Below are 25,345 nucleotides of genomic sequence, written 5' to 3' on the forward strand. Positions count from 1 at the left end.
CGGACCGGCGGGCCGTGGTCGTGGCTCTGTCCGACGGGGCCTATGTGGGCCGAGGCGCGTCCCTGGCGAGAGTCATCGGCATCGACCGTCACCGGGCTGGGCGTCGCCCGGCTCGCGGTCTCCTGACCGGCGTCACGATCGGCCTGTGCGCACTGCCTCGCTGACCTGTGCAGACCACCGCGCCGTCGGCCCGCGGAACCGCCCCCGCCGACCGGCGCAGCACGCGAACCGCTTCCCGAGCCCGGCTAGATGCCGAGTTGCTTCGTCGCGTGCAGCTTGGTGATGGCGTCCGCGTCGCCGTCCAGTTCGACCTTGGCGGCGCTCTGGCGGCCGTAGGAGAACAGCAGCAGCTCGGAAGGCTCGCCGGTCACCGTGACGACCGGGGTGCCGCGGTGGGCGACCGCCGTCTGGCCGTCTGGGCGGCGCAGCACCACGCCCGTGGGGGCGGTGCGGCCCATCAGGCGGGCGGAGCGCTCCAGGCGGGACCAGAGGGCGTCCTGGAAGACCGGGTCGAGTTCGCGCGGCGTCCAGTCGGGCCGGGCGCGGCGGACGTCCTCCGTGTGGACGTAGAACTCGAGCGTGTTGGACGCCTCGTCGATCTGCTTGAGCTGGAACGGCGAGAAGCGCGGCGGGCCGGTGCGGATGAGCTGGATCAGCTCCTCGTACGGCTTGGCCGCGAACTCCTCCATCGCCCTGTCCAGGCGCGACGCGAGGGGCCTGATCAGCATGCCGGCGGCGGCGTCGGGGCGGCGCTCGCGCACCACGACGTGCGCAGCCAGATCACGGGTCGTCCAGCCCTCGCAGAGGGTGGGGGCCTCGGGGCCCTCGGCCTCCAAGAGGTCGGCCAGGAGAAGTCGTTCACGCTTGGCGAAAGTCGACATGGAGTCAGCCTACGACCGCGTACCGGGTCCGCCCAATGGACAGCAGCCCGTCACTGTCAGTCGCGCTTGGCACAATGGCATGCATGACCACCAGCACGCCCCGTCAGCCCAGTCCGCTGGATCCCGAGATCGCCGCGCGCCTCAAGCGCAGCGCGGACGGACTCCTGCCCGCCATCGCCCAGCAGTACGACACCGGAGAGGTGCTCATGCTCGGCTGGATGGACGACGAGGCGCTGCATCGCACGCTCACCACAGGCCGCTGCACCTACTGGTCCCGCAGCCGCCAGGAGTACTGGGTCAAGGGCGACACCTCCGGCCACTTCCAGTGGGTGAGGTCCGTGGCCCTGGACTGCGACGCCGACACCGTGCTCGTCAAGGTCGACCAGGTGGGCGCGGCCTGCCACACGGGCGCGCGTACCTGCTTCGACGAGGACGTGCTGCTCAAGGACGGCGCCGCCGGCGCTCCCGGCGCCGATTCCGGCGCACCGGCCACGGATCAGTAGGGTCAGCCGCCATGGACCTCGAGACGTTCCGCAAGCTGGCCACCGACCGCCGCGTCATTCCGGTCACCCGCAAGCTCCTCGCCGACGGCGACACCCCGGTCGCGCTCTACCGCAAGCTCGCCGCCGAGCGCCCCGGCACCTTCCTGCTGGAGTCCGCGGAGAACGGCCGGTCCTGGTCCCGCTACTCGTTCGTCGGCGTCCGCTCCGCGGCCACGCTCACCGCGCGCGACGGACAGGCCCACTGGCTCGGCGCCCCGCCCGTCGGCGTCCCCGTCGAGGGCGACCCGCTGGCCGCCCTGCGCGCCACCATCGAGGCCCTGCACACCCCGCGCGACCTCGCCCACGACCTGAACCTGCCACCCTTCACCGGCGGCATGGTCGGCTACCTCGGCTACGACATCGTGCGCCGCCTGGAGAAGATCGGCCCCGGCGAGCGCGACGACCTGAAGCTGCCCGAGCTGACCATGCTGCTCACCAGTGACCTCGCCGTCATGGACCACTGGGAGGGCTCCGTCCTGCTGATCGCCAACGCGATCAACCACAACGACCTCGACACAGGCGTCGACGAGGCCTACGCCGACGCGATCGCCCGCCTCGACGCCATGCAGGCCGACCTCTCGCGCGCGGTCCCGCAGCCCCCGGCGGTGCTGCCCCCTTCGGAGCTCCCCGAGTACACCGCCCTGTGGGGCGGCGAGGACTTCCAGGAGGCCGTCGAGGACATCAAGGAGCGCATCCGGGCCGGCGAGGCCTTCCAGGTGGTCCCCTCCCAGCGCTTCGAAACGCCGTGCACGGCAAGCGCGTTGGACGTCTACCGGGTCCTCAGGGCGACCAACCCGTCGCCGTACATGTACCTCTTCAGGTTCGACGGCTTCGACGTCGTCGGCTCGTCCCCCGAGGCCCTCGTGAAGGTCGAGGACGGGCAGGCCATGGTCCACCCCATCGCCGGCACCCGGTGGCGCGGGGCGACCCCGCAGGAGGACCAGGCCCTCGCCGACGAGTTGCTCGCCGACCCCAAGGAGCGTGCCGAGCACCTCATGCTCGTCGACCTGGGCCGCAACGACCTGGGGCGGGTCTGCGAGCCGGGTTCGGTGGAGGTCGTCGACTTCATGTCCATCGAGCGCTATTCCCACGTGATGCACATCGTCTCCACGGTGACGGGCCGCGTCGCGCCGGGCCGCACCGCCTTCGACGTCCTGACGGCCTGCTTCCCGGCGGGCACCCTCTCCGGCGCCCCCAAGCCCCGCGCGATGCAGATCATCGACGAACTCGAGCCGTCCAGAAGGGGGCTGTACGGCGGCTGCGTCGGCTACCTCGACTTCGCGGGCGACTCCGACACCGCCATCGCGATCCGTACGGCTCTGCTGCGGCAGGGCACGGCGTACGTCCAGGCGGGCGCAGGCATCGTCGCCGACTCCGACCCCGTCGCAGAGGACACCGAGTGCCGCAACAAGGCGGCCGCCGTACTGCGGGCCGTGCACACCGCGAACCGGCTCGACTGACCCTCACCGACCCCTCGCGGCCGCCCTCCGTGCACCCGGGTGGCGGCCATCACCTGAACCCCGGGTGTCTGATCGTTCGGGGTTCGGGTGATAGTGGGGTACGTGACTGCTGTTCCTCCTCCCCGTTCCGAAGCCCCGGCTTCCGCCCGGGCCGGCCGTATGAGCCTCGCCGTCGCCCTGCTGTGCGGTGCGCTCGGCGCGGCCGTGGCGCTGCTCTCCACCCGGCAGCGCTGGTCGGAGGGCACCGCGATGGTGCCCGGCGGCGCGTTCCCCCTGACCGCCAAGGGCAGCGACGTCACGGGCGTCCCAGCGGCCCTGGCCATAGTGGGGCTCGCCGCGCTCGTCGCCGTCTTCGCCGTCCGCCGGGCCGGCCGCTTCATGGTCGCCGGACTGCTCGCGCTCTCCGGCGCCGGCACCGTCGCCGCGGCCCTCTTCGGCGCCTCCGACAGCTCCGCCCTGGACGAGAAGGCCGCGCAGGCCTCCGGCGACACCTCGGCCACCGTCCAGGCGCTCACCCACACCGCCTGGCCGTATGTCGCGGCCGTCGGCGGCGCCCTGATCCTGCTCGCCGGACTGCTTGCCCTGCGCTACGGCCGGCTGTGGCCCGGCATGTCCGGCCGCTACGAGCGCTCCGGCGCACCCCGGCCGCGCGGCAGGAAGGCCCCGGCCGCCGACCCCGACCGGCCCGAGGAGCTGTGGAAGGCCCTCGACCGGGGCGAGGACCCGACCGGAGCCTGAGACCCGTCCCGGCCGCGCCGTGACCCCCGATCACCGCACGCGCACGCGTGCGGGACAATGACTGCGAGCGACCGGCTCAACCACGTACGACACGTACACAGCAACGAGGAGCAAGCAATGGCGGGCAGCAGCCACGGTCACACCCCGGCCGCCTGGACCGGTGTCACGATCGCCTTCATCGGTTTCTGCGTCTCGGGCGCCTTCATGGTGTTGGCTCAGCCCGCGGGCTTCTGGGCCGGCATCGGTGTCGTGGTCCTCGGCGGCGTCATCGGCTGGATCATGCGCGGCATGGGACTCGGCCAGCCCAAGAACGCGCACCAGGAGCTCATCGAGCAGCAGCGCGAGCCGGCGGGCGTCGAGAGCTGACACACGTGCGACTTCGCTGAGGGGCGACCCGGCGCCAAAACAGGGCGCGGGGGGCGCCCCTCACGCGTGTGCGGGCACAATGCATGGTGTGAACGCCAACAGTCAGAGGGTGACGCCGCCCGGCACCGGGAGTGTGCTCGGACGGCTGGCCGTACCGGCCGGGATCCTCGCGGCCGTGGCCGGCGCCTTCGCCTACGTCGGTGCCGTCGACCCGAACGAGCCCGGCCACTACCCCGCCTGTCCGCTCCTGCGGCTCACCGGCATCTACTGCCCCGGCTGCGGCGGACTGCGCAGTGCGCATGCCGTCGCCCACGGGGACTTCGCGGCGGCGCTCCAGGACAACGCCCTGGCCGTCGTCGGCTACGGGCTCTTCGCCGTGGTGTGGACCGTCTGGGTGGTCCGTGCGGTGCGCGGGCGGCCCTTCAGGGTCGATCTCGGGCCGGCGCAGCTGTGGGCCGCGGGCGCGTTGCTGCTGGTCTTCACGGTTGTCCGGAACCTGCCGTTCGGTGGCTGGCTACACCCTTGATCAATTGAGGAACGTCCAGGTAGTGGGACCGGCGTCAACCGGATGCGGGGCCTACGCCCTCCTGCGGATACCATCGCAGTGACCATAGGTTTCGTACCGCTTTCTCAGTCAACCGTCTGGAAGGGGGCCGCTCGCGTGAGTGTGCTCGACGAGATCATCGACGGAGTCCGTGCCGACCTCGCGGAGCGGCAGGCGCGCGTCAGCCTCGACGAGCTCAAGGAGCGCGCGGCGAAGGCGCCCGCGGCCAAGGACGGGGTCGCCGCGCTCAAGGGCGACGGCGTCAAGGTCATCTGCGAGGTCAAGCGCTCCAGCCCCTCCAAGGGCGCGCTGGCCGCGATCGCCGACCCGGCCGGCCTCGCCGCGGACTACGAGGCGGGCGGCGCGGCCGTCATCTCCGTGCTGACGGAACAGCGCCGCTTCGGCGGCTCGCTGGCCGACCTGGAGGCGGTCCGCGCGCGCGTGGACATCCCGGTCCTGCGCAAGGACTTCATCGTCACGTCGTACCAGCTGTGGGAGGCCCGGGCCTACGGCGCCGACCTCGCGCTGCTGATCGTCGCGGCCCTCGACCAGGCGGCGCTGGAGTCGCTGATCGAGCGCGCGGAGTCCATCGGCCTGACCCCGCTGGTCGAGGTGCACGACGAGGACGAGGTCGAGCGTGCCGTGGACGCGGGCGCGAAGATCATCGGCGTCAACGCGCGGAACCTGAAGACCCTGGAGGTCGACCGCGGGACGTTCGAGCGCGTCGCCCCCGAGATCCCCGCCAACCTCGTCAAGATCGCCGAGTCCGGCGTCCGCGGCCCGCACGACCTCATCGCCTACGCCAACGCCGGCGCCGACGCGGTCCTGGTGGGCGAGTCGCTGGTGACGGGGAAGGACCCGAAGTCGGCGGTCTCGGACCTGGTCGCGGCGGGCGAGCACCCGGCACTGCGGCACGGGCGCGGCTGATCACCCGTTAGGCTGACCCCGATGAATCGCACTGTGACCACCGTGGATCGGTACGCCCGCCTCGCGCGCGGCTGCCGCCCGAGGGGCTGCCGAGCCCCGGCGAGGCGCGTCCACGGCCGTCGGGTGCGGTACGTCATCGGTGACGAACCCGGGCAGGTCAACGGACGTCGATGGCAGCGCCCCTGTTAGGGGCGCGGGGAACTGCGCGACAAGCCACAGGCGGCCTTTCGCCGTCGGACAACCCCGCCCCCACGGCGAATAGTGTCTTTTTCACGCACTCACCGTGAGGTATCAGCATGCCCAGCGACTTCTTCATCCCCGACCCGGAGGGTCAAGTCCCCACCCCTGAAGGCTACTTCGGTGCCTTCGGCGGCAAGTTCATCCCGGAGGCCCTCGTCGCCGCCGTGGACGAGGTGGCCGTCGAGTACGACAAGGCCAAGCACGACCCCGAGTTCGCCAGAGAACTCGACGACCTCCTGGTCAACTACACCGGCCGGCCGAGCTCCCTCACCGAGGTGCCCAGGTTCGCCGGACACGCCGGCCACGCACGGATCTTCCTGAAGCGGGAAGACCTCAACCACACCGGCTCCCACAAGATCAACAATGTGCTCGGCCAGGCCCTGCTCACCAGGCGCATGGGCAAGACCCGCGTGATCGCCGAGACCGGCGCCGGCCAGCACGGCGTCGCGACGGCGACGGCCTGCGCACTGTTCGGCCTCGACTGCACCATCTACATGGGCGAGATCGACACCCGGCGCCAGGCCCTCAACGTGGCCCGGATGCGCATGCTCGGCGCCGAGGTCATCGCCGTGAAGTCCGGCAGTCGCACCCTCAAGGACGCCATCAACGAGGCGTTCCGCGACTGGGTCGCCAACGTCGACCACACCCACTACCTCTTCGGCACGGTCGCCGGCCCGCACCCCTTCCCCGCCATGGTCCGCGACTTCCACCGCGTCATCGGCGTCGAGGCCCGCCGCCAGATCCTGGAACGCGCCGGCCGTCTCCCCGACGCCGCCGTCGCCTGCGTCGGCGGTGGCTCCAACGCCATCGGCCTCTTCCACGCCTTCATCCCCGACGCGGACGTACGCCTGATCGGCTGCGAACCCGCGGGCCACGGTGTGGAGACCGGCGAGCACGCGGCCACCCTCACCGCGGGCGAGCCCGGCATCCTGCACGGCTCCCACTCCTACGTCCTGCAGGACGACGAGGGCCAGATCACCGAGCCGTACTCGATCTCGGCCGGTCTGGACTACCCGGGCATCGGACCCGAGCACTCGTACCTCAAGGACAGCGGCCGCGGCGAGTACCGCGCGGTCACCGACGACGCCGCCATGCAGGCGCTGCGCCTGCTGTCGCAGACCGAGGGCATCATCCCGGCCATCGAGAGCGCCCATGCGCTCGCCGGGGCCCTGGAGGTCGGCCGGGAGCTGGGCAAGGACGGGCTGATCGTCGTCAACCTGTCCGGGCGCGGCGACAAGGACATGGACACGGCCGCTCGCTACTTCGGCCTCTACGACACCGACGCCGAGGTCGCCGCCGATGCCAACGGTGGCGCCGCCGAGATCCAGGGGGACGCCAAGTGAGCGGAAACATCCAGCTGTTGACGGACACCCTGCACGCCGCCAGGGCCGAGGGCCGCTCCGCGCTCATCGCCTACCTGCCGGCCGGGTTCCCCACCGTGGCCGGCGGCATCGAGGCGATCAAGGCCGCACTCGACGGCGGCGCGGACGTCGTCGAGGTCGGTCTGCCGCACAGCGACCCCGTCCTCGACGGCCCCGTCATCCAGACCGCCGACGACATCGCCCTCAAGGGCGGGGTCAAGATCGCGGACGTCATGCGTACCGTCCGCGAGGCGCACGAGGCCACCGGGAAGCCGATCCTCGTCATGACGTACTGGAACCCCATCGACCGCTACGGCGTCGAGCGCTTCACCGCCGAGCTGGCGGAAGCGGGCGGCGCGGGCTGCATCCTGCCCGACCTGCCCGTCCAGGAGGCCGCCCTCTGGAGGGAGCACGCCGAGAAGCACGGGCTCGCGACGGTCTTCGTCGTGGCGCCCAGCAGCAAGGACGAGCGGCTCGCGCAGATCACCGCGGCGGGCAGCGGCTTCGTCTACGCCGCCTCGCTGATGGGCGTCACCGGTACCCGCGAGTCGGTGGGCGCGCAGGCCCAGGACCTGGTCGAGCGCACCCGGGCCGCCGGCACCGACCTGCCCGTCTGTGTCGGGCTCGGCGTCTCCGACGCCAGGCAGGCCGCCGAGGTCGCCGGCTTCGCCGACGGCGTGATCGTCGGCTCGGCCTTCGTCAAGCGGATGCTGGACGCGCCGGACGACGCGGCCGGCGTCGAGGCCGTGCGGGCGCTCGCCGGTGAGCTGGCGAAGGGCGTGCGCGGGCAGGCGTAGGCAGTGTTCCGCGCAGTGTTCTCGGCAGCGGAATACATCTTCAGACGAAGGGTCTTCCGTACGAGTCGCTCGAACGGGTGGACCTGAGGCCGGGGAGGCGCGCAGCGCCTCCCCGGTTCGTTCTGCGGGTGTGAGCGAAAAGAATCGTGACGGAAAGCGGACCGCCCGGGAGCGGCTGGCGGTCGAGCGTGAGAAGCAGAAGGCCGCCGACAAGCGGCGCCGCGCGCTGATCGTGGGCGCGAGCGTCGTCTGCGTCCTCGGACTCGCGGCGGTGATCGGAGTCGTCGCGGCGAACGCCGGGAAGGACGACAGCAGCGAGTCGTCGGGCCCGGTCGTGGGGCCCTCGGGTGCGCAGGGCAAGGACGGCCTCGCGATCCCGGTCGGCGAGGAGAGCGCCAAGTCGACGCTCACGGTCTGGGAGGACTTCCGCTGCCCGGCCTGCAAGTCCTTCGAAGAGGCCTACCGATCGACGATTCATGAGCTGACGGACTCCGGAAAGCTCAGAGTCGACTACCACCTGGCGACGATCATCGACGGCGGCATGGGCGGCACCGGCTCGCGCAACGCCGCCAACGCCGCGGCCTGCGCCCAGGACGCCGGGAAGTTCACGCCGTACCACGACGTGCTGTTCCAGAACCAGCCCCCCGAGCCCGACGACGCCTTCGCCGAGAACAGCAAGCTCCTGGAGCTCGCGGGCAAGGTGAAGGGCCTGGACACGCCCGCCTTCCGCAAGTGCGTCGAGGACGGCACCCACAACAGCTGGGTCGACAAGTCCAACGAGGCCTTCAAGAAGGGCGGCTTCAGCGGCACGCCGACCGTGCTGCTGAACGGCAAGAACATCTACCAGGACCAGACGATGACTCCCGCCAAGCTGAAGCAGATGGTGGAGGAGGCGGTCAAGGGGTGACCCCCAGGGCAGGGCCACTTGCGGGCACTGCCTGTTATGGACCCGTAGCCGGGCTGCCCGACATCGCTGCCGCCCGGCAGGGTAGCGTCGACCTTGCCATGGAACTTGCCTACATTCCCAGCCCGTCGCGCGGGGTGATCCACCTCGGTCCCATTCCGCTGCGCGGCTACGCCTTCTGCATCATCATCGGTGTCTTCGTAGCCGTCTGGCTCGGCAACAAACGCTGGATCGCCCGCGGCGGGCGATCCGGCACGGTGGCCGACATCGCGGTCTGGGCCGTGCCGTTCGGCCTGGTCGGCGGGCGCCTCTACCACGTGATCACGGACTACCAGCTGTACTTCAGCGAGGGCCGCGACTGGGTGGACGCCTTCAAGATCTGGGAGGGCGGCCTCGGCATCTGGGGCGCCATCGCCTTCGGTGCGCTGGGCGCGTGGATCGGCTGCCGCCGCCGTGGCATCCCGCTGCCCGCGTACGCCGACGCCGTCGCCCCCGGCATCGCCCTCGCCCAGGCGATCGGCCGCTGGGGCAACTGGTTCAACCAGGAGCTCTACGGGCGGCCGACCGACCTCCCGTGGGCGCTGGAGATCACGTCCTCGACGGACGGGCGGGTGCCGGGCACCTACCACCCGACGTTCCTGTACGAGTCGCTGTGGTGCATCAGCGTCGCCCTGCTGGTGATCTGGGCCGACCGCCGCTTCAAGCTGGGCCACGGTCGGGCGTTCGCGCTGTACGTCGCCGCGTACTGCGCGGGGCGCGCCTGGATCGAGTACATGCGGGTCGACGACGCCCACCACATCCTGGGCCTGCGACTGAACGTCTGGACCGCGCTGATCGTCTTCGCGCTGGCGGTGACGTACCTCGTGGTGTCCGCGAAGAAGCGGCCCGGCCGGGAAGAGGTCGTGGAGCCGGGTGCCGCCGCCGACGCTGAGGTCGAGGGCGGTGACGAGGCCGACGGCGAGAAGGCCGCGACGGACTCTTCGGACCGCTCGGAGGCCTCGGAGGCGTCCGACGACTCCGACACCTCGGATGCATCGGACGCGGAGAGCAAGAAGGAATCCAGCGACGCGGCCGAGTCGGCCAAGAAGAGCTGACGGTCGGTCGTACGTCGACGAGGGCGCCCGCCGCATACCGAAAGGTGTGCCGGGCGCCCTCGTCGCGTATTCAGGTGCGGCGCGCCAGGGACAGGGTTCGCTGGGCCGTCGCGACCACCGCCGCGTCGACGAAGCTTCCGTCCGGGAGGGCCTGGGCGCCGCAGTTCGTCGCCGCCGCCTTGATGATCGTCTCCGCCTGCTCCAGCTCTTCCTCCGTGGGGAGGTAGGCCCGTTCGATCACCGGGAGCTGGCGCGGATGGATGGCCGTACGGCCCAGGAAGCCCAGGGCACGGCCGTGCGCGCAGGTTGCCGCCAGGCCGTCCAGGTCACGGATGTCGGGGTGGACCGACTGGGGCGGCGGGGCCAGGCCCGCGGCCCTGGCCGCGACGATGACCCGGGAGCGGGACCAGTCGAGGCCCGCGTCGCCCCGGATGCCCAGGTCGGCCCGCAGGTCCGACTCGCCGAGGGCGATCCCGCGCAGGGACGGATGGGCGGAGGCGATCGCGTACGCGCGCTCGATGCCCAGGGCCGACTCCAGCAGGGCGTGCAGCGGCGGGGCGCCTCCCGCGCTGGGCGGTGTGGTCTCCGCGAGGTGGACGATCTGGTCGGCGGACCGCACTTTGGGCAGGCGGATCCCGGACAGGCCGGGGCGCGTGGCCAGAGCCTGAAGGTCCTTGGCCGCCGCCGGGGTGTCCAGGGCGTTCACGCGGACATGGACGGGGACGGGGTGCTCCGGTTCGGCGAGCAGGTCGGCGGTGGCCGACCGGGCGTAGTCCTTGCGGTCCGGGGCGACCGCGTCCTCCAGGTCGACGATGACGATGTCGGCGCCGGACGTCAGGGCCTTGGCCACCACATGGGGGCGGTCGCCGGGGGCGTACAGCCAGGTCAGGGGGTAGGACGTCACAGCGCGCCCTCCTCGCGCAGGGCCGTCAGCTCGGAGGCCGTCAGGCCCAGATCGGTGAGGATCTCGTCCGTGTCCGCGCCGTGCGGGCGGCCCGTCCAGCGGATCGTGCCGGGGGTGGCGGAGAGGCGGAAGAGGACGTTCTGCATGCGGAGCGGACCCAGTTCGGGGTCGTCGACGGTGGTGATCGTGTCGAGGGCCGCGTACTGGGGGTCCGTCATCACGTCCCGTACGTCCTGGATGGGGGCCACCGCCGCCTCCGCCTTCTCGAAGGCCGCTAGCACGTCGGTGCGGGTGTGGCGGGCGATCCAGTCGCCGACCGCCTTGTCGAGGACGTCGGCGTGGCGGGCCCGGTCGGCGCCCGTCGCGAACCACGGCTCGTCGATCAGCTCGGGGCGCCCCACCAGGTGCATCACGCGCTCGGCGATCGACTGGGCCGAGGTGGAGACGGCGACCCAGGTGCCGTCAGCGGTGCGATAGGTGTTGCGCGGGGCGTTGTTGGCGGAGCGGTTGCCGGTGCGTTCCTGGACGTAGCCGAGCTGGTCGTACCAGGTCGCCTGCGGGCCGAGCGCCAGCAGCATCGGCTCGATGAGGGCCATGTCGACGACCTGACCCTCCCCGGTGCGCTCGCGCGCGGCCAGGGCCGTCATCACGGCGTACGCGGTGGCGAGGCCCGCGATCGAGTCGGCCAGGCCGAAGGGCGGGAGCGTCGGGGGCGCGTCCGGTTCGCCGGTGAGCGCGGCGAAGCCGCTCATCGCCTCGGCGAGGGTGCCGAAGCCCGGGCGGTGGGCGTAGGGGCCGAACTGTCCGAAGCCGGTGATCCGGGCGAGGACCAGCCGGGGGTTGGCGGCGGAGAGCTCCGGCCAGCCGAGGTCCCATTTCTCCAGGGTGCCGGGGCGGAAGTTCTCGATGACGACGTCCGCGGTGGCGACCAGGCGCAGGAGGGTGGCGCGACCGCCGGGCTTGGAGAGGTTCAGGATGATCGTGCGCTTGTTGCGGCCGAGGACCTTCCACCACAGGCCGACGCCGTCCTTCGACGGGCCGTGGCCACGGGAGGGGTCCGGCTTCTCGGGGTGCTCGACCTTGACGACCTCCGCGCCGAAGTCGCCGAGCATCGTGGCCGCGAGGGGACCGGCGAAGAGGGTGGCCAGGTCGAGGACACGGAGGCCGGTCAGCGGAGCCTTGGCGGTGTCCGTCACCCGGGTTGCCTGCGATGCCTCGGTCATGACGCGTACCGTTCCTCGATCTCGGGGCGGTACGGCATCGCCGCCGTGGCGCCCTCGCGCTGGACCGACAAGGCGGCTGCCGCGGCCGCCCAGGCCAGAGCCTCGTGCATGGGCCGCTCTTCGCCGAGCGCCACCGCGAGGGCGCCGACGAAGGTGTCGCCGGCGCCGGTGGAGTCGACGGCGTTGACCTTCGGGGCGGGGACGGTCACGGGATCTGCGCCTCGGCTGACGTACAGGCTGCCGAGCGCGCCCAGGGTGACGACGACCGCGGGGACCAGGTCGAGCAGCCCGATGGCCGCGTCGCGGGGGTCGGTGCGGCCGGTGAGGGTGGCGGCCTCGTGCTCGTTGGGGACCAACAGGTCGACGGCGGCGAAGAGTTCGTCCGGAAGAGGCTGTGCGGGGGCCGGGGTGAGGATCGTGCGGACGCCGTGGCGGCGGGCCGCCTGGGCGCCGGCGAGGACCGCGGCCAGCGGGATCTCCAACTGGAGCAGCAGCGTGTCGGCGGAGGCGATGACGCCCTCGTCGCCCGGGCCGAGGTGGTCCAGTGTGCCGTTCGCGCCGGGGATCACGACGATCGCGTTGCCGCCCTCGTCGTCCACGACGATGTGCGCGGTGCCGGAGGGGCCGTCGGCCGTGCGGAGGTCGTCGGTGTCCACGCCGGAGTGTTCGAGGGTGGAGCGCAGCCGGGTGCCGTAGGCGTCGTTGCCGACGGCGCCGATCATCAGGACGTTGCCGCCCGCGCGGGCCGCCGCGATCGCCTGGTTGGCGCCCTTGCCGCCCGGGATCGTAAGGAACTCCCGGCCCGTCACGGTCTCGCCGCGCTGCGGGGCCTTCTCGACGTACGTGATGAGGTCCATGTTCGTGCTGCCGAGCACGACGATGTCGGTCATGGGTGAGCGGCCTCCAAGGGGGTGAGCCGGTGGGTGAGCTCGTGCGTCAGCCGGGCGAGCGTGTCGAAGCCGGTGCCGTTGAAGTCGGCGACGGAGGTGGCGAGGCGGTTCTTGAGAGGGGCCGTCCAGCGGTCGGGGAGGGCGGTGGGGGTGCCGGCGAGGAGGCCGGCGACGCTGCCCGCGGTCGCGCCGTTGGAGTCCGTGTCCCAGCCCCCCGACACGGCACGGCAGACGGAGCCGGTGAAGTCGCCGTCCGCGTGGGTGAGGGCGGCGGCGAGCAGGGCGGTGTTGGGGATGGCGTGGACCCAGTGGTGGGTGTCCGCGTAGGCGGCGTGGAGTCCGTCGACGACCGTGTCGAAGTCCTCGTGGGCCCGGGCGAGCAGGACGGCGTGGTGGATCGCCTCGGCCAGGCGGGAGGCCGGGGGGATCACCGTGAGGCCGGTGCGCAGGCAGGCGTGGATGTCCTGGGGGCCGGTCGCCGTCGCTGCCTGTGCGATGACCGCCGCCGTGAACATCGCCGCGTAGACGCCGTTGGCGGTGTGGGTGAGGGTGGCGTCGCGGTGGGCCTGTTCGGCCGCGGATGCCGGATCGGCGGGGTTGGTCCAGCCGTGGACGTCCGCGCGGATGAGGGCGCCGATCCATTCGCGGAACGGGTTGCGGTGGCGGGCCGTGTGCGGGGGCTCGATGCCGAGGAGGAGGTTGCGGTGGGCGATGCGCTCGGCTGTGAAGGTGCGGCCCGGTGGGAGTTCGTCGAGCCAGAGGCGGGCCACGTCGGCGGTGGTGAAGGCCATTCCGTGGCGTTGCAGCAGGAGGAGGTTGAGCAGGGGGTAGTTGAGGTCGTCGTCCTCGGGCATGCCGTCGATGTTCTCGGCGAGGGAGGTGGTGGCCGAGCGGCGGTTCCAGGGGTGGGCGGTGAGGAGGTCCTCGGGAACGCCGCGAGCGGTGAAGTAGGTGCTCAGCGGCCAGTTGCCGGTGGATGCGGCCAGTTGGCGGATGGCTTCGAGGGGGAGCTTCTCCACGGGCTTGCCCAGAAGGCAGCCGACGGCTCGGCCCAGCCAGGCGGCCTCGTAGCGGGCGGGGGCGGGCGGTGCTGTGGAGGTACGGGGACCGCTCGGCCAGTCCGGGCACCGGGACTTGATCTTCTCCAGATCCGTCGGCTCGTCGTCCTTCAACCTGCTGGGCAGGTCCGCCAGTTCGTCCAGCAGGTCTTTCGCCAGTGTCCGCAGATATCTCGACGCCGGCTCCGGGGACGAGCCGGCCCGCAGCGGGGCCTGGCTGCCGCCCGCCGCCCTCCACCGCGCCGCGATCCTCGACGGCTCCCTGCCGTCCAGAGCCGCCTGGCGCAGTTCGTGGCCGAGCAGGTCCTCGGGCTGGACCCAGGTCAGCCGGAGCATGCTCGGCCCTCCAGTGCGGTGAAGGCCGCCTCCCGGGCACGGTGCCGGCGGACGTCACTCGCGTGGATCTCCCCAGCCACCTCGGTCAGTGTGCGAGCCGGTTCCCAGAGGTCGAGGCGGCTGGCCTCCGCGACCCTCTTCGACCAGTCCTCCGGGACCGGTGAGCCCAGGGCGCCGCACAGGGCGCCCGCCATCGTCGCGATGGAGTCGCAGTCACGGCCGTAGTTCACGGCGCCCAGGACCGCCTGGCGGTAGTCGCCGCTCGCGACCAGCAACATGCCCAGGGCGACGGGGAGTTCCTCGATGGCGTGCAGGCGGGACGGGCGGCGGGCGCCGAGCGAGGGCTGTCGGTAGTCGGGGCCGACCGTGTCGTACGGGGTGACCGCCTCCCGGAGCGGGACCAGGGCCGACTCGAAGTCGCTGTGGGCGCCGGCCGCTTCGCAGACCTTCTCGATCGCGGTCCGCGTGCCGTCCTTGGCCAGGGAGAGGGAGGCCTGGACGACCGAGTCCGGTGTGGCACCCGGCGTGCACGCCGCCGCCACCGCCGCCGCGAAGACGCCCGCCGCCTCACGGCCGTACGACGACTGGTGGGCGCCCGCGATGTCCAGCGCCTCGGCGTACGCGGCCTTCGGGTCGGCCGCGTTGACCAGGCCGACCGGGGCCATGTACATCGCCGCCCCGCAGTTGACGATGTTGCCGACGCCCGCCTCACGCGGGTCCACGTGGCCGTAGTGGAGGCGCGTCACCAGCCACTTCTCCGCCAGGAAGATGCGGTGGAGGGGCAGGGCCTGCGACTCCAGTTCCGGGATCCAGCGCGGGTTCGTCATCAGGTCCGGGACCAGGTGGTCGGCGATCGCGTACGCGTCGAGGTGGTCGCGGACCGTCCCGTAGACGCGGATCAGCGCATGCGTCATCAACGTGTCGTCGGTGACGTGCCCGTCGCCCTTGTGATACGGCGCGATGGGGCGGGCCGTGCGCCAGGCGTCGCCGTTCCAGGGCCCGACGATGCCGTGGATACGGCCGCCGTGGCGTTCGAGGATCTGGTCGGGGGAGTAGCCCTCCACCGGGCCGCCGAGGGCGTCGCCGACCGCCGCGCCGACCAGGGCGCCGGTGATCCGCTCGTCGAGACGCGGGCCACCGCTTTCTTCTGCTTTGGGCGTCATGCCCAGAATCATCCTCCTGGTCGGGCCGGTTGCGTGGCTTCCAGGAGTTCGGCGAGTTCCACCAGGTCAGTGCCGGTGAGCCGGGGGAGTACGCAGCCGGAGAGGGTGCGGCACGCGTCGCGCCAGCTCGCGGGGATCGCCGCGCCGCCGCCCAGCGCACCCGTGAGCGCGCCGGCCAGGGCCGGTGCCGAGTCCGCGACCCGGGAGAGACACGCGGCGGCGGGGACCGCCTCGGCGATACGGCCGTCCGCCGCGACCGTGAGGGCCAGGGCCACCGGGACGGTTTCGGCCGCGGCGACGCCGTAGCTGTAGACGTGGTCGACGATTTGGTGTTCGAGGAGGGGGATCAGGGCGAAGGCGCTGTCGGCGGCCCGCGCCAGCTTCAGCGCGTGGCGGGCGTTGCGGCCGATCTCCGTCTCCTCGGGGAGTTCGGCGAGCGCGGCGCTGACGCAGGCCTCGGTCCTCGCGCCGGTCAGCGCCAGCGCGAGGGCCGCTGCCATCGCCCTCGCGCCGTGTACGCCGTCGCCGTCCTGGGTGTAGCGGGCGTCGAACTCGGCGAGGTCGGCGGCGCTGCGGGGGTCGCCGGGGTGGGCCACGGCGAGGACGCAGGCCCTGACGCAGGCGGCGTCGTCGAAGTAGTGCGGGTTGTCGTGGCCGGTGGCGGGCGGGCGCAGGCCGGTGGCGAGGTTGCCGAGGCCGGCGCGGACGGAGATGCGGGCGCGCAGGGGGAGGATCGCCGACTCGACCTCGGGGGCGCGGTCGGCTGCGGCGGCGACCTCGCTGGCCACAGCGTTCCAGGTCAGGTCGATCGCGGCTCGGGTGCGGCGTTCTCGGCTGAGGTCGCCGAGGGCCGTGTCGTCGCCGGCGCGTAGGAGCGCCTCGGCTGCGAAGGCGGCCCATTCCGCGTCGTCGGAGGGGCCCAGGCGCAGGGGCTCCGGGGGTTGGTTCAGTGCGAGGGGGAGGGGGAGGGTGGTGGTGGCGTTGTGTTCGGCGAAGGTGTCGAGTTCGCGGGTGAGCCTTCGTGTCCACTCGGGCATGCGGGCGGCTCTGTGGCGGGCCGCGGGCCAGCCGGCGGCGTCGCCTGCGGCGAGGCCCAGGAGGAGGCCGAGGACTCGTCGACCGGCCTCGTCTTCGCCTTCGGCCGCTTGTCTCCCACCCGCACCACCCGTGCGACTCTCGGCGTCGGGTGCGGGTGGCCCCAGCGGGGCGTGCTCGCCGTCGGCGACCGCGAGACCGTTCGGCGACGTGAGGGCCGTGGCGGCGTCATTCGGGGGTGCGGAAGTCGGGGATCCCTCGTCCAAGGGCCGGGGCGGCGTCACGGTCGGGCCTCCGCCTCGTCGTCCGTGACCAGGGCGAGGGAGTGGTGCGCCAAGGCCTCGCCTCCCACCGGCACCTCACCTGGCGTGGACCCCCTCGCCCCCCACTTCCCGCCCTCCCCCGGCACCAGCAGCTCCGCCACATCCAGGACGTGGTGCCCGGACATCGACGGCAGGCAGCTGCCCCGCGCCGGCCTGATCGCCGCCGCCCACTCCGCCGGGATCGCCGACTCACCCTGGGTCGCGCCCGCCAGTGCGCCCGCCACCGCCGCCGTCGTGTCTGCGTCCCGGCCCATGTTCACGGCCGTGAGGACCGCCTGGACGAAGTCGCCGTCCGATGCCGCGTACGCCCCGAAGGCCAGTGCGACCGCCTCGGGCGCCAGGTCGGTCCAGGGGTAGCCGCCGATGACGACCGCGGAGCGGACCGCGCGTTCGCCGCGGTGGGCCACCGCCACGGCACGGCGGAGCGAGCGGGCCGTCCAGGAGTCGTCCGGGACCACCGCCAGCGCGGAGGCCACCACGGCGATCGTCGGCGCTCCCGCCATCGCCGCCGCCACACCCGCCGCCACTGCCTGGCCGCCGTAGATGCCCTCGCCCTCGTGGCTCACCGAGCCGTCGATCGCCACCAGACGGGCCGCCTCCGCCGGGCGGCCCGCCGCGAAGACGCCGAAGGGGGCCGCCCGCATGGCGAGGCCGTCACTCCAGGCGTGTCGGTGCTGGGCCGAGATGGGGGCGGCAAGCCCCCGGCGGAGGTTCTCCAGCGTGCCGCGCTCGCTGAAGCCGGCGCCCCGGAAGGGGCCCTCGGCCCGGTCGGCGATCCACTGGTGCCAGGCCGATTCCACGTGGGCCGGGGTCAGGGCCGAGCCGTGGCGGGCGAGCAGGAGGCCCGAGAAGATCGCGTACTCCGTGTCGTCCGTACCGGAGGGGTTGTCGGTGACGAAACCGGTGATACGGCCCCAGCGGGCGCGGATCTCGGAGGGCTTCATGTTCTCCGCGGGGGCGCCCAGCGCGTCGCCGACGGCCAGGCCCAGCAGTGCGCCGCGTGCCCGTCCGCGGAGTTCGGCGGCGTCCCCGGGCGCCGGGACCGAGGGGATGCAGGCGGTCGATGGCATGCGTGGCCTCTCCTCCGGGGGCTCCGCCCAGGGCGCGGAGCCCTTTGCGGATATGTCCCACCGTCGGCGGTTGACCCGAGCCTCGGAAGCCTCAGTGTCACCCGGTCGACATCTGTGCATGATCGGCTACGAATGAGCGTTCTGAGGGAAAACCGCAGGTTAGCGCAGCCTTTCCTTGCTGGCGACAGGGAATCTTGAAGCGTAGATTTGGCGTTGTCAAAGAATGGAACTTGTCTAAAGGCAGCCTTGCCTAAGCCCTGCCTGAGCTTTTTTGGGGGAACCTCGTGGCCATCATCGAGACCGAAGCCGCCCTGCATGAGGCGCACCGTGACAACCACACGCACCGGGATGTGAACGGCGGCTGGCTGCGCCCCGCCGTCTTCGGCGCGATGGACGGTCTGGTCTCCAACCTCGCCCTGATGACCGGTGTCGCGGGCGGGGCGGTCAGCCATCAGACCATCGTGCTGAGCGGGCTCGCCGGTCTTTCCGCCGGCGCCTTCTCCATGGCCGCCGGTGAGTACACCTCCGTCGCCTCCCAGCGTGAGCTGGTCGAGGCCGAGCTGGACGTCGAGCGTCGGGAGCTGAGAAAGCACCCGAAGGACGAAGAGGCCGAGCTCGCGGCTCTCTACGAGGCTCGGGGTGTCGAGCCGCAGCTCGCGAAGGCCGTCGCCGAGCAGCTCTCCCGCGATCCTGAAGTGGCTCTGGAGATACATGCCCGGGAGGAGCTCGGCATCGACCCCGGTGATCTGCCGTCGCCGCTGGTCGCGGCCGTGTCGTCGTTCGCGTCTTTCGCGCTGGGCGCCCTGCTGCCCGTACTGCCGTATCTGCTCGGTGCGACCGCGTTGTGGCCGGCCGTGCTGTTGGCGCTGGCCGGGCTGTTCCTGTGCGGTGCGGTCGTGGCCAAGGTGACCGCGCGGAGCTGGTGGTTCAGCGGATTGCGGCAGCTCGCGCTCGGTGGTGCCGCGGCCGGTGTGACGTACGCCCTGGGCAGCCTGTTCGGAACGGCCGTAGGATAGCTCGGCTCGGACTTATGCGTTGGGCCGCATAAGTAGCCGTTACTCGCTGGTTTCGAATGCTTAACCACCGGGCATGAGCCGTAAGCACTGCGGGCAATGAGGCCTGTGACGCACTCGCGGGGTGGGCGAAGACGCCCTCCTCCGCCCCCTGGATCGACGGACATGGACCTGTCCCGTTCGGTCCCCACATACTTCAAGCCATGTGCGCGGAACCCCCGCTCTATGCCCGTGGTGTCCGCATGTTGGAACGGATTATCCCGCTTCCCGAGAACCGCTCCATCATGTAACCTGCACGAAATTTTGCACTCACGCAGAGGGCCAACGTCGTCCCTCGGCAATTTGCATATGCCAGATGACGACGACGGGAGAGCCGATGCGTACGCCGCGCCAGCCGTCCCAGCACTCCACGAATGGCCAGAACTGGTCGTTCATGGATGCTCGCCCTGCTGCGCAGGGTATGTACGACCCCCGCAACGAGCACGACGCCTGTGGCGTCGGCTTCGTGGCCACCCTCACCGGCGAGGCGAGCCACACGCTGGTCGAGCAGGCGCTCACCGTTCTGCGCAATCTCGAACACCGCGGCGCCACGGGCTCCGAGCCCGACTCGGGCGACGGCGCGGGCATCCTCTCCCAGGTGCCGGACGCCTTCCTGCGTGAGGTGACCGAATTCGAGCTGCCCCAGGCCGGTGCGTATGCCGTCGGTATCGCCTTCCTGCCGGAGGACGGAACTCAGGACGCTGTCTCGCAGATCGAGACGATCGCATCCGAAGAGGGCCTGAACGTCCTCGGCTGGCGTGAGGTCCCCGTCGCCCCCGAACTGCTGGGTGCCACCGCCCGTTCGACGATGCCCGCCTTCCGGCAGGTGTTCGTCGCGGACGGTTCCTCGGAGGGCATCGACCTCGACCGCAAGGCCTTCGTGCTGCGCAAGCGCGCCGAGCGGGAGGCCGGCGTGTACTTCCCGTCGCTGTCGGCCCGCACGATCGTCTACAAGGGCATGCTGACCACCGGCCAGCTGGAGCCCTTCTTCCCGGACCTGTCCGACCGCCGCTTCGCCTCGGCCGTCGCCCTCGTCCACTCGCGCTTCTCCACGAACACCTTCCCGTCGTGGCCGCTCGCGCACCCGTACCGCTTCGTCGCGCACAACGGTGAGATCAACACCGTCAAGGGCAACCGCAACTGGATGCGCGCCCGTGAGTCGCAGCTCGTGTCCGACCTGTTCGGCTCCGACGACAAGGCCCTTGAGCGCATCTTCCCGGTGTGCACGCCCGACGCCTCCGACTCGGCGTCCTTCGACGAGGTGCTGGAGCTGCTCCACCTCGGTGGCCGCTCGCTGCCGCACTCCGTGCTGATGATGATCCCGGAGGCGTGGGAGAACCACGACTCCATGGACCCGGCCCGGCGCGCCTTCTACCAGTTCCACGCCACGATGATGGAGCCCTGGGACGGCCCGGCCTGTGTCACCTTCACCGACGGCACCCAGGTCGGCGCCGTGCTCGACCGCAACGGTCTGCGCCCCGGCCGCTACTGGGTCACCGACGACGGCCTCGTCGTCCTCGGCTCCGAGGTCGGCGTCCTCGACATCGACCCCGCCAAGGTCGTCCGCAAGGGCCGCCTGCAGCCCGGCCGCATGTTCCTCGTGGACACCGCCGAGCACCGCATCATCGAGGACGACGAGATCAAGGCCCAGCTCGCGGCGGAGAAGCCGTACGCCGAGTGGCTGGAGGCCGGCGAGATCGAGCTGTCCGACCTGCCCGAGCGCGAGCACATCGTGCACACGCACGCGTCGGTCACCCGCCGCCAGCAGACCTTCGGTTACACCGAGGAGGAGCTGCGTGTCATCCTCGCGCCGATGGCCAAGGCCGGCGCCGAGCCGATCGGTTCGATGGGCACCGACTCGCCGATCGCCGCGCTGAGCGACCGCCCGCGGCTGCTCTTCGACTACTTCACCCAGCTGTTCGCGCAGGTCACCAACCCGCCGCTGGACGCCATCCGCGAGGAGCTCGTCACCTCGCTGTTCTCCTCCCTCGGCCCGCAGGGCAACCTGCTGGAGCCGACGGCCGCGTCCTGTCGCAGCGTCACCCTGCCGTTCCCGGTGATCGACAATGACGAGCTGGCCAAGCTCATCCACATCAACGCCGACGGCGACATGCCCGGCTTCAAGGCCGCGACCCTGTCCGGCCTGTACCGGGTGCACGGCGGCGGCGACGCGCTGGCCGCGCGCATAGAGGAGATCTGCGCCGAGGCCGACGCCGCCATCGAGAACGGCGCCCGTCTGATCGTCCTGTCGGACCGCCACTCCGACGCCGAGCACGCGCCGATCCCGTCGCTGCTGCTCACCGCGGCCGTCCACCACCACCTCATCCGCACCAAGCAGCGCACCCACGTGGGCCTGCTGGTCGAGGCCGGCGACGTCCGCGAGGTCCACCACGTCGCCCTGCTCATCGGCTTCGGTGCCGCGGCCGTGAACCCGTACCTGGCGATGGAGTCCGTCGAGGACCTCGTCCGCGCCGGTACCTTCCTGCCGGGCATGGAGGCCGAGAAGGCCATCCGCAACCTGATCTACGCCCTCGGCAAGGGCGTCCTGAAGGTCATGTCCAAGATGGGCATCTCCACCGTCGCCTCCTACCGCGGCGCGCAGGTCTTCGAGGCCGTCGGTCTCGACACCGCCTTCGTCGAGAAGTACTTCAACGGCACGGCCACCAAGATCGGCGGCGTCGGCCTCGACGTCATCGCCAAGGAGGTAGCCGCCCGCCACGCCAAGGCCTACCCGGCCTCCGGCATCGCCCCGGCGCACCGCGCGCTGGACATAGGCGGCGAGTACCAGTGGCGCCGCGAGGGCGAGCCGCACCTGTTCGACCCGGAGACGGTCTTCCGCCTCCAGCACTCCACGCGCACCGGTCGCTACGACATCTTCAAGAAGTACACCGAGCGCGTGAACGAGCAGTCCGAGCGCCTGATGACGCTCCGCGGGCTCTTCGGCTTCAAGTCCGACCGGCAGCCGATCTCCATCGACGAGGTCGAGCCGACCAGCGAGATCGTCAAGCGCTTCTCCACCGGCGCCATGTCGTACGGCTCCATCTCCAAGGAGGCGCACGAGACCCTCGCCATCGCCATGAACCAGCTGGGCGGCAAGTCCAACACCGGTGAGGGCGGCGAGGACGCGGACCGGCTGTACGACCCGGCGCGGCGGTCCAGCATCAAGCAGGTCGCGTCCGGCCGCTTCGGTGTGACTTCCGAGTACCTCGTCAACGCCGACGACATCCAGATCAAGATGGCCCAGGGCGCCAAGCCCGGCGAGGGCGGCCAGCTGCCCGGCCACAAGGTCTACCCGTGGGTCGCCAAGACGCGTCACTCGACGCCGGGCGTGGGCCTGATCTCCCCGCCGCCGCACCACGACATCTACTCCATCGAGGACCTGGCTCAGCTGATCCACGACCTCAAGAACGCCAACCCGCAGGCCCGCATCCACGTGAAGCTGGTCTCCGAGGTCGGCGTAGGCACGGTCGCCGCGGGTGTCTCCAAGGCACACGCGGACGTGGTCCTGATCTCCGGTCACGACGGTGGTACGGGTGCCTCCCCGCTCACCTCGCTGAAGCACGCCGGCGGTCCCTGGGAGCTCGGTCTCGCCGAGACCCAGCAGACCCTGCTGCTCAACGGCCTGCGCGACCGCATCGTCGTGCAGACCGACGGCCAGCTGAAGACCGGCCGCGACGTCGTCATCGCCGCGCTGCTCGGCGCCGAGGAGTTCGGTTTCGCGACCGCGCCGCTCGTCGTCTCCGGCTGCATCATGATGCGTGTCTGCCACCTGGACACCTGCCCGGTCGGCATCGCCACCCAGAACCCGACCCTGCGGGACCGGTTCTCCGGCAAGGCCGAGTACGTCGTGAACTTCTTCCAGTACATCGCCGAAGAGGTCCGCGAGATCCTCGCCGAGCTGGGCTTCCGCTCCATCGAGGAGGCCGTCGGCCACGCCGAGACCCTCGACGTGACCCGCGCGGTCGACCACTGGAAGGCACAGGGCCTGGACCTGGCCCCGCTGTTCCACGTGCCCGAGCTGCCCGACGGCGCGGTGCGCCACGCGCTGGTCGAGCAGGACCACGGCCTGGAGAAGGCGCTCGACAACGAGCTCATCAAGCTCGCCGCCGACGCGCTCGCCGCGGACTCCGCGACCGACGCCCAGCCGGTGCGCGCCCAGATCAAGGTCCGCAACATCAACCGCACGGTCGGCACCATGCTCGGCCACGAGGTGACGAAGAAGTTCGGTGGCGCGGGCCTGCCCGACGACACCATCGACATCACCTTCACGGGCTCGGCGGGCCAGTCCTTCGGTGCCTTCCTGCCGCGCGGTGTCACGCTGCGCCTGGAGGGCGACGCCAACGACTACGTCGGCAAGGGCCTCTCCGGCGGCCGGGTGATCGTCCGTCCCGACCGGGGCGCCGACCACCTCGCCGAGTACTCGACGATCGCGGGCAACACCATCGCGTACGGTGCGACCGGCGGTGAGCTGTTCCTGCGCGGTCGTACGGGCGAGCGGTTCTGTGTCCGCAACTCCGGCGCGACGGTCGTCTCCGAGGGCGTGGGCGACCACGGCTGCGAGTACATGACCGGTGGCCACGCGGTGGTCCTCGGCGAGACGGGCCGTAACTTCGCGGCCGGCATGTCCGGCGGTATCGCGTACGTCATCGACCTCGACCGGGACAACGTCAACGTCGGCAACGTGAGCGCCGTCGAGGCCCTCGACGACACCGACAAGCAGTGGCTGCACGACGTGGTCCGCCGCCACCAGGAGGAGACCGGCTCCACGGTCGCCGAGAAGCTCCTGGCCGAGTGGGAGACCGCTGTCGAGCGCTTCAGCAAGATCATCCCCAGCACGTACAAGGCAGTGCTCGCCGCCAAGGACGCCGCCGAGCGAGCCGGTCTCTCCGAGACCGAGATCACCGAGAAGATGATGGAGGCGGCGATCAATGGCTGACCCGAAGGGCTTCCTCAACCACGGGCGCGAGGTCGCCAAGTCCCGCCCCGTCGACGTACGTCTCAAGGACTGGAACGAGGTCTACGTCCCCGGCTCCCTGCTGCCGATCATCAGCAAGCAGGCCAGCCGCTGCATGGACTGCGGCATCCCGTTCTGCCACAACGGCTGTCCGCTGGGGAACCTGATCCCCGAGTGGAACGACTACGCCTACCGCGAGGACTGGGCCGCCGCCTCCGAGCGTCTGCACGCCACGAACAACTTCCCGGAGTTCACGGGCCGCCTGTGCCCCGCTCCGTGCGAGTCGGCGTGCGTGCTCGGCATCAACCAGCCGGCCGTCACCATCAAGAACGTCGAGGTCTCGATCATCGACAAGGCGTGGGACAGCGGTGACGTCGAGCCGCAGATCCCGGAGCGCCTGTCCGGCAAGACCGTCGCCGTCATCGGCTCGGGCCCGGCGGGCCTCGCCGCCGCCCAGCAGCTGACCCGGGCCGGCCACACCGTGGCCGTGTACGAGCGCGCGGACCGCATCGGCGGCCTCCTGCGCTACGGCATCCCCGAGTTCAAGATGGAGAAGCGGCACATCAACCGCCGTATCGAGCAGATGCGCGCGGAGGGCACCCGCTTCCGTACCGGCATCGAGATCGGCCGCGACCTCAAGGCGACCGACCTCAAGAAGCGGTACGACGCCGTCGTCATCGCCGCCGGCGCCACGACCGCCCGTGACCTGCCGGTCCCCGGCCGCGAGCTCAAGGGCGTCCACCAGGCCATGGAGTACCTGCCGCTGGCGAACAAGGTCCAGGAGGGCGACTACGTCACCTCCCCGATCTCCGCCGAGGGCAAGCACGTCGTGGTCATCGGCGGCGGCGACACCGGCGCCGACTGCGTGGGCACCGCCCACCGGCAGGGCGCGGCCTCCGTCACGCAGCTGGAGATCATGCCCCGCCCGGGCGAGGACCGCGCGCCGCACCAGCCGTGGCCGACCTTCCCGATGCTCTACAAGGTCACGTCCGCGCACGAGGAGGGCGGCGAGCGGGTCTACTCCGTCTCCACCACCCACTTCGAGGGCGACGAGGACGGCAACGTCCAGTGGCTGCACCTCACCGAGGTCGAGTTCATCGACGGCAAGCTGACCCAGAAGCCGGGCACGGAGCGCAAGATCCCCGCCCAGCTGGTCACGCTGGCCATGGGCTTCACCGGCCCCGACCGTGACAACGGCCTGACGGACCAGTTCGGCCTGGACCTCGACGAGCGCGGCAACATCGCCCGCGACGCAGACTTCCAGACCAACGTGCCGGGTGTGTTCGTCGCCGGCGACGCGGGCCGCGGCCAGTCGCTCATCGTATGGGCCATCGCGGAGGGCCGCTCGGCCGCCCGCGGCTGCGACCGCTTCCTGACCGGCGCCAGCGAGCTGCCCGCGCCGATCCGTCCGACGGACCGCTCGCTGATGGTCTGACGGCACCACAAGTGACCTGACGGTCACTCATATACGTCCCGTACAAAG

Annotated in this window: 22 protein-coding genes; 14 read left to right on the top strand and 8 right to left on the bottom strand. The window is 71.4% G+C overall.

All coding sequences use genetic code 11. From position 1 onward, the window contains the following. Positions 1-245: 245 nt before the first annotated feature. Positions 246-881 (bottom strand): TIGR03085 family metal-binding protein, encoded by a 636-nt coding sequence (locus tag ACZ7L5_RS08250; RefSeq protein WP_471515355.1) that lies wholly within the window; start codon positions 879-881, stop codon positions 246-248. A 74-nt stretch (positions 882-955) separates the two neighbouring features. Here ACZ7L5_RS08250 and hisI point away from each other — a divergent pair, with 74 nt between their 5' ends. The 11 genes from hisI to lgt all read left to right on the top strand — a co-directional run bounded on the left by hisI (position 956) and on the right by lgt (position 9,854). Further along, a complete protein-coding gene (gene hisI / locus ACZ7L5_RS08255) occupies positions 956-1,384 on the top strand; it encodes a phosphoribosyl-AMP cyclohydrolase (protein WP_471515357.1) in 429 nt (142 codons plus the stop codon). Between the two features lie 11 nt (positions 1,385-1,395). Continuing rightward, a complete protein-coding gene (locus ACZ7L5_RS08260; RefSeq protein ID WP_471515359.1) occupies positions 1,396-2,883 on the top strand; it encodes an anthranilate synthase component I in 1,488 nt (495 codons plus the stop codon). A gap of 93 nt (positions 2,884-2,976) precedes the next feature. Continuing rightward, complete coding sequence (locus ACZ7L5_RS08265; protein ID WP_471515361.1) at positions 2,977-3,621, top strand: TIGR02234 family membrane protein; 645 nt, start codon at positions 2,977-2,979, stop codon at positions 3,619-3,621. Between the two features lie 117 nt (positions 3,622-3,738). Beyond that, positions 3,739-3,987 (top strand): HGxxPAAW family protein, encoded by a 249-nt coding sequence (locus ACZ7L5_RS08270; RefSeq protein WP_362378266.1) that lies wholly within the window; start codon positions 3,739-3,741, stop codon positions 3,985-3,987. Between the two features lie 79 nt (positions 3,988-4,066). Beyond that, positions 4,067-4,513, top strand: a complete 447-nt coding sequence (locus tag ACZ7L5_RS08275; RefSeq protein WP_471515364.1) for a DUF2752 domain-containing protein — start codon at positions 4,067-4,069, stop codon at positions 4,511-4,513. A gap of 135 nt (positions 4,514-4,648) precedes the next feature. Beyond that, positions 4,649-5,458 (top strand): indole-3-glycerol phosphate synthase TrpC, encoded by an 810-nt coding sequence (trpC, locus tag ACZ7L5_RS08280; protein ID WP_363034699.1) that lies wholly within the window; start codon positions 4,649-4,651, stop codon positions 5,456-5,458. Positions 5,459-5,479: 21 nt separating this feature from the next. Then, on the top strand, positions 5,480-5,647 hold the full coding sequence (trpM, locus tag ACZ7L5_RS08285) for a tryptophan biosynthesis modulator TrpM (RefSeq protein ID WP_471515366.1): 168 nt from the start codon (positions 5,480-5,482) through the stop codon (positions 5,645-5,647). A 107-nt stretch (positions 5,648-5,754) separates the two neighbouring features. Continuing rightward, positions 5,755-7,041, top strand: a complete 1,287-nt coding sequence (gene trpB, locus ACZ7L5_RS08290) for a tryptophan synthase subunit beta (protein WP_471515368.1) — start codon at positions 5,755-5,757, stop codon at positions 7,039-7,041. Continuing rightward, positions 7,038-7,856 (top strand): tryptophan synthase subunit alpha, encoded by an 819-nt coding sequence (trpA, locus tag ACZ7L5_RS08295; protein ID WP_471515370.1) that lies wholly within the window; start codon positions 7,038-7,040, stop codon positions 7,854-7,856. The genes trpB and trpA overlap by 4 nt, the downstream gene beginning before the upstream one ends. A 130-nt stretch (positions 7,857-7,986) precedes the next feature. After that, positions 7,987-8,763: a DsbA family protein gene (locus tag ACZ7L5_RS08300; RefSeq protein WP_471515372.1), complete on the top strand. Its 777-nt coding sequence runs from the start codon at positions 7,987-7,989 to the stop codon at positions 8,761-8,763. 98 nt (positions 8,764-8,861) lie between these two features. Then, on the top strand, positions 8,862-9,854 hold the full coding sequence (gene lgt / locus ACZ7L5_RS08305) for a prolipoprotein diacylglyceryl transferase (RefSeq protein WP_471515374.1): 993 nt from the start codon (positions 8,862-8,864) through the stop codon (positions 9,852-9,854). A gap of 70 nt (positions 9,855-9,924) precedes the next feature. On the opposite strand, the gene ACZ7L5_RS08310 is transcribed toward lgt, so the two are convergent. From ACZ7L5_RS08310 to ACZ7L5_RS08340, 7 genes are all read right to left on the bottom strand, one after another. Beyond that, on the bottom strand, positions 9,925-10,758 hold the full coding sequence (locus ACZ7L5_RS08310; RefSeq protein WP_471515376.1) for an HpcH/HpaI aldolase/citrate lyase family protein: 834 nt from the start codon (positions 10,756-10,758) through the stop codon (positions 9,925-9,927). Beyond that, a complete protein-coding gene (locus ACZ7L5_RS08315) occupies positions 10,755-11,981 on the bottom strand; it encodes a CaiB/BaiF CoA transferase family protein (RefSeq protein ID WP_471515378.1) in 1,227 nt (408 codons plus the stop codon). The genes ACZ7L5_RS08310 and ACZ7L5_RS08315 overlap by 4 nt, the downstream gene beginning before the upstream one ends. After that, on the bottom strand, positions 11,978-12,871 hold the full coding sequence (gene rbsK, locus ACZ7L5_RS08320) for a ribokinase (protein ID WP_471515380.1): 894 nt from the start codon (positions 12,869-12,871) through the stop codon (positions 11,978-11,980). Before rbsK ends, ACZ7L5_RS08315 begins: the two co-directional genes overlap by 4 nt. Continuing rightward, a complete protein-coding gene (locus ACZ7L5_RS08325) occupies positions 12,868-14,265 on the bottom strand; it encodes an ADP-ribosylglycohydrolase family protein (protein WP_471515382.1) in 1,398 nt (465 codons plus the stop codon). The genes rbsK and ACZ7L5_RS08325 overlap by 4 nt, the downstream gene beginning before the upstream one ends. Further along, on the bottom strand, positions 14,253-15,428 hold the full coding sequence (locus ACZ7L5_RS08330; protein ID WP_471515384.1) for an ADP-ribosylglycohydrolase family protein: 1,176 nt from the start codon (positions 15,426-15,428) through the stop codon (positions 14,253-14,255). The genes ACZ7L5_RS08325 and ACZ7L5_RS08330 overlap by 13 nt, the downstream gene beginning before the upstream one ends. An 8-nt stretch (positions 15,429-15,436) precedes the next feature. Continuing rightward, positions 15,437-16,630 carry an ADP-ribosylglycohydrolase family protein gene (locus ACZ7L5_RS08335; protein ID WP_471515864.1) on the bottom strand — a complete coding sequence of 398 codons (1,194 nt, stop codon included), beginning with the start codon at positions 16,628-16,630 and terminating at the stop codon, positions 15,437-15,439. A gap of 113 nt (positions 16,631-16,743) precedes the next feature. Next, the gene (locus ACZ7L5_RS08340) at positions 16,744-17,856 is read right to left on the bottom strand and encodes an ADP-ribosylglycohydrolase family protein (RefSeq protein WP_471515386.1); all 1,113 of its coding nucleotides are present in this window, start codon (positions 17,854-17,856) and stop codon (positions 16,744-16,746) included. Between the two features lie 284 nt (positions 17,857-18,140). On the opposite strand from ACZ7L5_RS08340, the gene ACZ7L5_RS08345 reads away from it, so the two are divergent. The 3 genes from ACZ7L5_RS08345 to ACZ7L5_RS08355 all read left to right on the top strand — a co-directional run bounded on the left by ACZ7L5_RS08345 (position 18,141) and on the right by ACZ7L5_RS08355 (position 25,297). Further along, positions 18,141-18,872, top strand: coding sequence for a VIT1/CCC1 transporter family protein (locus tag ACZ7L5_RS08345; protein ID WP_362378290.1), 732 nt, complete (start codon positions 18,141-18,143; stop codon positions 18,870-18,872). Positions 18,873-19,245: 373 nt separating this feature from the next. Next, positions 19,246-23,844 carry a glutamate synthase large subunit gene (gltB, locus tag ACZ7L5_RS08350; protein WP_471515865.1) on the top strand — a complete coding sequence of 1,533 codons (4,599 nt, stop codon included), beginning with the start codon at positions 19,246-19,248 and terminating at the stop codon, positions 23,842-23,844. After that, positions 23,837-25,297: a glutamate synthase subunit beta gene (locus ACZ7L5_RS08355; RefSeq protein WP_328882295.1), complete on the top strand. Its 1,461-nt coding sequence runs from the start codon at positions 23,837-23,839 to the stop codon at positions 25,295-25,297. Before gltB ends, ACZ7L5_RS08355 begins: the two co-directional genes overlap by 8 nt. The last annotated feature ends 48 nt before the right edge of the window (positions 25,298-25,345 follow it).

It is taken from the genome of Streptomyces sp. NPDC107528, assembly GCF_055639295.1.

Excerpts from the sequence above, each read along its gene's own strand:
- ACZ7L5_RS08250 (WP_471515355.1), bottom strand. The coding sequence starts at position 881 with ATGTCGACTTTCGCCAAGCGTGAACGACTTCTCCTGGCCGACCTCTTG.
- hisI (WP_471515357.1), top strand. The coding sequence starts at position 956 with ATGGCATGCATGACCACCAGCACGCCCCGTCAGCCCAGTCCGCTGGAT.
- ACZ7L5_RS08260 (WP_471515359.1), top strand. The coding sequence starts at position 1,396 with ATGGACCTCGAGACGTTCCGCAAGCTGGCCACCGACCGCCGCGTCATT.
- ACZ7L5_RS08270 (WP_362378266.1), top strand. The coding sequence starts at position 3,739 with ATGGCGGGCAGCAGCCACGGTCACACCCCGGCCGCCTGGACCGGTGTC.
- ACZ7L5_RS08275 (WP_471515364.1), top strand. The coding sequence starts at position 4,067 with ATGCATGGTGTGAACGCCAACAGTCAGAGGGTGACGCCGCCCGGCACC.
- trpM (WP_471515366.1), top strand. The coding sequence starts at position 5,480 with ATGAATCGCACTGTGACCACCGTGGATCGGTACGCCCGCCTCGCGCGC.
- trpB (WP_471515368.1), top strand. The coding sequence starts at position 5,755 with ATGCCCAGCGACTTCTTCATCCCCGACCCGGAGGGTCAAGTCCCCACC.
- lgt (WP_471515374.1), top strand. The coding sequence starts at position 8,862 with ATGGAACTTGCCTACATTCCCAGCCCGTCGCGCGGGGTGATCCACCTC.
- ACZ7L5_RS08315 (WP_471515378.1), bottom strand. The coding sequence starts at position 11,981 with ATGACCGAGGCATCGCAGGCAACCCGGGTGACGGACACCGCCAAGGCT.
- rbsK (WP_471515380.1), bottom strand. The coding sequence starts at position 12,871 with ATGACCGACATCGTCGTGCTCGGCAGCACGAACATGGACCTCATCACG.
- ACZ7L5_RS08325 (WP_471515382.1), bottom strand. The coding sequence starts at position 14,265 with ATGCTCCGGCTGACCTGGGTCCAGCCCGAGGACCTGCTCGGCCACGAA.
- ACZ7L5_RS08330 (WP_471515384.1), bottom strand. The coding sequence starts at position 15,428 with ATGACGCCCAAAGCAGAAGAAAGCGGTGGCCCGCGTCTCGACGAGCGG.
- ACZ7L5_RS08340 (WP_471515386.1), bottom strand. The coding sequence starts at position 17,856 with ATGCCATCGACCGCCTGCATCCCCTCGGTCCCGGCGCCCGGGGACGCC.
- gltB (WP_471515865.1), top strand. The coding sequence starts at position 19,246 with ATGCGTACGCCGCGCCAGCCGTCCCAGCACTCCACGAATGGCCAGAAC.
- ACZ7L5_RS08355 (WP_328882295.1), top strand. The coding sequence starts at position 23,837 with ATGGCTGACCCGAAGGGCTTCCTCAACCACGGGCGCGAGGTCGCCAAG.